Consider the following 6394-nt stretch of genomic DNA (forward strand, 5'->3'; position numbering starts at 1 on the left):
ATGATAAGATTAACCCGTTAGGTCAGGTGGCCTAACTTAAATAAAAAGTCTCCGACAAACCCGGTACGGTTCAGTAATACTGATCCAACCGAACAATTCAATACCCAAACGGTACAACAAAATATTGATGCTGCAAATACAGTGGTGACGGCGCCATTGACCAGCCAGCAGCCTGAAAGCCAAAATGTGAGCATTCGAACAGTCACACAAGATCATTTGACCCTGCCTAGCAATGCGTTATATATCACTGCAAAAGGTAGCCAAGCGCAATATATAGTTGAGACTGATCCAGCATTTGCCAATTATAAAAACTGGTTATCATCAGACTATATGTTGGATGCGCTCGGGCTAGATCCAGCGATGCAACAAAAACGAATTGGTGATGGTTTTTATGAACAGCGTTTAGTACAAGATCAAGTTGCTCAGCTCACAGGTTTCCGTTTCTTAGAAGGCTATGGTTCCGATGAAGAACAATACAAAGCTTTGATGAACAATGGATTATTATTTGCTAAACAATATGAGTTACGTGTAGGGATTGCACTGTCAGAAGCGCAGATTGCTCAGTTGACTAGTGATATCGTTTGGTTGGAAGAGAAAACGGTAAAACTTGCAGATGGAACCACAGCTAAAACACTAGTGCCACAAGTCTATGTCAAAGCTCGAGTGGGGGATTTAAAAGGTGATGGAACACTAATATCTGCAAACTCAATCGATTTAAAAGTACAAGGAAACGTGTTCAATTCAGGTACGATTGCAGGTCGTCAAGCAGTTGTTTTAAATGCGGATAATGTTGAGTTGATGAATGGCCGAATTCAGGCCAATCAAGTCGGGATTACAACTCAAAAAAATTTAAATATTGTCGGTGGACAGATTCAAGCAGAAAAAACAGCAGATTTAAATGTTGGCGGGAAATTTAACTTAAGCAGTTCAATTCAAAACAGTCAAAACATAGTTGGTGAGAGTGCCTTTACATATACAGGCATAGACCGTGTAGCTGGAATTTATACTAAAACACCGTTGAATCAAGTTTCTACAGATACTGAGAACTTAACCCAAACCATTACAATTCGTGTGGGTGGCGATGCCAAATTAGTGGGTTCGGAAATTCAGAATGCTAATGGTCAAACGTCTATCCAAAGCCAAGGCGATTTAATGATTGGGGCAATTCAGACGGGCATCAATAATAAGGGTTATGCAAACGAAAAGAATTATAACTATTCCACGACCCAAGCTGATCAAGGTACTTCTATTCACGGTCAAGGCACGGTTGAGTTAAAGGCAAATCAAATTGCTGGCAAAGCTGTCGATCTTACAAGTAAACAAGGTGATATTGTACTGAATGCTCAGCACGGTATAAAACTTGAGAATGGCGAGGATTTGAAAGCAACTGATGTTGCTATGTCTGCTAAATCAGGAGGCATATTGGCACGGAGTACAGAGCGCAATGACATTTCGAAATCTAGTCAGTCAATTGCGAACCAAATCAATGCAGGTGGAAATATTGTACTCAATGCTGAGCAAGGTGATATCACAGCAGCACATCTGAAAGCAGATGCTGGTGAAACAATTCAAATCCAAGCTAAAAATGGTGATGTGACTTTAAACTCTGCACTCAATGAAACAAGCCAAAGCAGTACATCTTCAAATACAAACTTCGCAACCTATAAAAACAGTCAAACAGGTTATGTCGACCAAGAAGTTGCGCAAACTCAACTCACCGCTGGTAAAAATGTCGATATTAATGCAGGCAAAAATATTGAACTGCAAGCCAATGATGTAAATGCTGGGCAAAGCATCTATGTGGGTAATACGCTGATGCAGCGCCAAGCCGATGGCACGTTAAAAGCAGCAGATGGTTCATTGATGCCAGAAAATGTGACACTTAGTACCTTAGAAACACATGATCAGCAATGGGATGAACAGCAGAAGGGCTATCGTGGAATTGTTAAAGATTTAGTCAAAGTAACTGCGATTGGATTAGCTGGCATAGAGGCATTAGCACCTGGCTTAAAAATTGGAAAAATAACAGTAGGTGAGTCAAAAAGCTCACGAGGAGAGCAAACAAAACACACTGGAACAAGCTTAAATGCCGACAATGTCTATGCCGGATCTGCAGGTCAAACGACATTAACCAGTACCGATATTGCAGCAAAAAATACAATAATTTCAGGTCAACAAGTCACTCTGAATGCTGCTGAAGAACAGAATATTTCAGAGCAGTCACAGAGCAAAGAAACCATCGAAGGCTTGGGTGTTAAGCTGAATAAAGACAATATTCGTTTAGGCGGATTTGTGAGTGAAGATATAACACAAAGCACCAAGACGATAGAGACTACACATAAAGCAGGCTCTATCATCACTGACAACTTAAAAGTCCAAGCTGCAGATGGTATTGATATTTTAGGGCAAAATATCAAAGCGACAGGCGATACGGTGCTTGATCATGGACGTGGTGATCTCAATATTGGCGGTTATGAAAATAAAACCACGGTTGAAGACAAAACACATACCGAAACGATTAGTACTGAGGTTGGTGTACGCAATGCATACCTAGATGCAGCGCTTGCAGTTGGTGCAGTTAAAGATGCCGCCGAAGCGGTTAAACAAGCCAAAGACCAATATAGCCAAGCACAGCGTGACCATGCCGCCGGTAAAATCACTAAAGAGGCACTAGATGACAGCAAAGCCAATATTGCAATGGCCACAGCCAACCTTGCTAATGCACAAATTGCTGTTGGAGCTGCCGCTGCATCGGCTGCTGCAAGCTCAGCAACTTATGGCTTTACCATTGGTGCCAATGGAGAACGTATTGAAACAACCACAACAACCAATACGTTACAGGGCGAGTGGCAAGGCAGTAATCTTGATTTAAATAATCTGACATTGAAATCAGAAAATCAGGATGTGAATATTCAAGGTAGTCGTGTATCTGCAACAGGTACAACCACTTTTGATGGAACAAAAGATCTGAATGTTACTGCAGGAACAGAACATGCAGCACAAGACAGCAGCAGTAAAACCAACAGTCAAAGCGTGAGCTATACCTATGGCGGTGGCGGCAGCGCATCTGTTGGCAAGCAAACCAGCAAATCACAAAGTGAAAGCTTAACGCATGTGAACAGTCAGGTAGAGCTGAACCAAACAGCTGGCAGTATAAACAAGCTGAATATTCAGGGGGGTGAGGTTTCTATTGCTGATCGCGGTAGCTTGAAAGTCAATGAAATTCATGTAGAAAGCTTGCAGGATACAGCGACTAGTAGCAATAGCAGTAAAGGTGGTTCGATTGGTGCAGGCTTTGGTTCAAGTGGTTTAAGTAACGTTACAGCGGGCTATAACCAAAATAAAGGGAATAGTGACAGTGCATGGGTAAATGACACCAGTAAACTTTTAATTAGAAATGCGCAGAACAATGCCGACCTAGATGCGATGGGTGTTAAAAATATTACCAATATCGGTGGTGTAATTGCCAATGCAACGAAGAACCCAGACGGAAGTCTAACAGATCATGGCAAACTGAATTATTCAGGTGAGCTTGAGCTGAAAGATATAGAAGATCATAACTACAATAGTAGCAGTGGCTTTAATGTATCGACGACTATAGGAAAAACTACAGAAGAAAAAGATGGTCAAAAGTCTAAATATCCGAATGGCTCAACGACCATTGGCCTCAACACCAGTGGACAAGAAACAGAACAGCTGACCAAAGCGACGATGGGTCAAGGTACCGTTACCAACGCTACAGATAGCAACAATCGGGATATTAATAACACGCAAGAAATTACCCGAGACCAAGTGACAGGGATGCTTGATGGTTCTGTAACGGTAGATCATCGCTTACTGACGGAGAGTGGTCGTGCTGAGATTATTCAACAGCAGAAGAATTTGCCAGAGAACTTTAGACAAAGTGCTGAAAATATTGTGAAGCAAATGCCTGAGGGTGAATATAAAGAGAAGGCTTTAAAAAGTTTAAATAATATACAAGCAAAACTTTATAGTTTACCAGCAGATTTTGAGGGTTTAGAGGAATATGGGCAGCAAGTTGCAGGGGAGCTATTGAAAAATGGTCTTGAAATTAAAGAGGTCGAAAAGATTATAGATACAGATAATTATTGGTATGCAATTCAAAAATTATCTGCTGTCCAAGAACAATTAGATATTTTAAGTCAAAATGGTAGTGGCATTGAACAGATTCTTAATTCTGAGCTCTCTAAAGAGCAACCAGTAGTCAACTCAAACTCCTTAATTAGTATATTAGCTGAAAATACAGATAGTTCTCTTGCTGTAAAAGAAACGGATTTACTAGGTTTTAAATTTTTACATGCGGCAGCAGATATTAGTAAAAATATAGAAAAAATTTCTGTAGATAGTGGTGTTGACATTGAAAAAATACAACTTGCTGCTAGCGTGTTGTTAGGAGGGCCTGTAAAAGCAACAGCAGGATATATAGTTAATCAATTTAGTGGAGAATATATTGATTATGCTACAAATGCGGTATCAAATCATTTAGTAAAATCACTCTATGGACTTTCAGATGGCCTATATGATGATTGGAGTCGGTCTGAAAAAATTAGTGAGTTGAAACAGCTTGGACTAAGCGATGATGATTTTCAACGAAGTCTTAATTATGCGGAATCACTACAAAATGCAAAGCTAGGTGCTACTTTTATTGTTGGTATAGCTGCTGAGACGCTAATTTCAGGGAAAGGAAAAGCTAAAAATAGTGATGAAATATCAGTAAAACCTACTGTTCCTGATTATGTTACTCGTAATGATCATGATTTTTCTGCTACAGAAAATTATAAAGGTAAGCCAAAAGCTTACATAAATGACAAAGGTGATTTGGTTGCTGCAAACCCTGAAGGAACAGGATCTGTTCAATCTCATATTAGAGGTGGTAATTCTGAGAATACACCATACATTTCAACGAGTGATCCAGCAATAGCTATTGATTCTAAAAATTATGGTGGTGAGCAAATTAAGATTGATACGAAGCGATTGCAGGAAGATATTGATGCAGGTAAGATTTCTGGTAGTCAGATTGTGACACATACCGAAGTTAGAAAGGAATTACAATCTAAAGTTGATGCAGCTCAGGCTAAGTATGATCGTAATCCTAGCGAGAGAAATGAAGAAAAATTAACAGATGCACTGAAAGATTTGAACCATGCTATTAGAGATGGTGAGTGCTTAATTAAAGGTTGTGTTCCATCAGAATACATAAAGAAATAGTTTATAAGGAGTATAGAGTTGGAACAGAAGATTATAGACTTATTAAATGAGATTCCTGATGGTGTCAATTATACAGATATAGCAGAAGACTTAGATGCTGAAGATATTTCAGTTAGCCGTGTAGAACAGTTGAGAGAATTATTAACAAATTCGGATGACTATATTGTATTCCAAGCTGCTAAATTGTTGACATTTTGGGGGGACGATTATGGTTTTAACGCTTTAACAGCATTATTTGAAAACAATAAGCTAAATGGTTTTATTGATCATAGGCTAAATGGTTATGATGATACATTGCAACATGTTCTTAGAGCATTCATTCGTTATTGGGCTGATAAATCTGACCATGGTCTAGGTACCTTAACAAGAGAAAAATTGTTTCCATATATTGTCAAGATAATAGAGCTTGCTAATACTCAACCTTTTGGAATAGATTCTTTATTTCGGTTAGTAATTAATAAGGACTTTAAAGAATATATTCCAGTTTTAAAAGAACATTTAATTTCAATCATTGATCATCCAGAAATACATGGTTGGAAAATTCATGATGTTATTGAGTTATTTTTAAAAATTGAACCTGATTTTGTATATAAATTATTGGATGAAAAAGGAAAGACGTTAAAGGATTTTAATTTTGAAGAGTAAGTCTTCAAATATTATCTATAAGGAATTGTTGCAGTGGTATTCACCTTTATGTCAGTAAATCTGTACATAAAATAGGCTTTTCTGCACAAACCTACAGATAAAGGCTTATTCAGTAATATCATTTCCACATGAATAAGCCTGTACCTAAACCCTATCGTACAACGAATTGGTCTTCCTATAATCGAGCCTTAATTAACCGAGGCAATATTTCCATTTGGTTCGATCCTAAACCAAGCCAAGGAGCAAAATGATAAAGCTTAGGTAAATGACACCAGTAAACTTTTAATTGGAAATGCGCAGAACAATGCCGACCTAGATGCTATGGAAGTGAAAAACGTCACTAATATTGGTGGTGTGATTGCCAATGCAACGAAGAATAGCGATGGGACACTGACCGATCATGGCAAGCTGAACTACTCTGGTGAACTCGAACTCAAAGATATTGATATGTGCTGAATTAGCAGGAGACTTTCACTTGGGATATGCTAGGCAGCTAACCGATAAAAGTTCTCTGCTATTT

At 38.8% G+C, this 6394-nt stretch carries 2 protein-coding genes and 2 pseudogenes; all 4 read left to right on the forward strand.

Annotated features, from left to right (window positions below; all coding sequences use genetic code 11):
* Window positions 1–192 precede the first annotated feature (192 nt).
* Window positions 193–4710: pseudogene (locus Q0017_RS12980) on the forward strand (hemagglutinin repeat-containing protein); the annotation flags it as partial.
* Between the two features lie 537 nt (window positions 4711–5247).
* Window positions 5248–5874, forward strand: a complete 627-nt coding sequence (locus Q0017_RS12985) for a hypothetical protein (protein WP_298147626.1) — start codon at window positions 5248–5250, stop codon at window positions 5872–5874.
* Between the two features lie 128 nt (window positions 5875–6002).
* A pseudogene (locus tag Q0017_RS12990) lies at window positions 6003–6104 on the forward strand (IS5/IS1182 family transposase); the annotation flags it as partial.
* Between the two features lie 97 nt (window positions 6105–6201).
* Window positions 6202–6330 carry a hypothetical protein gene (locus tag Q0017_RS12995; RefSeq protein ID WP_298147628.1) on the forward strand — a complete coding sequence of 43 codons (129 nt, stop codon included), beginning with the start codon at window positions 6202–6204 and terminating at the stop codon, window positions 6328–6330.
* The last annotated feature ends 64 nt before the right edge of the window (window positions 6331–6394 follow it).

Origin of the sequence: uncultured Acinetobacter sp., assembly GCF_947624825.1 — a bacterium.
Taxonomy (GTDB): Bacteria; Pseudomonadota; Gammaproteobacteria; order Pseudomonadales; family Moraxellaceae; genus Acinetobacter.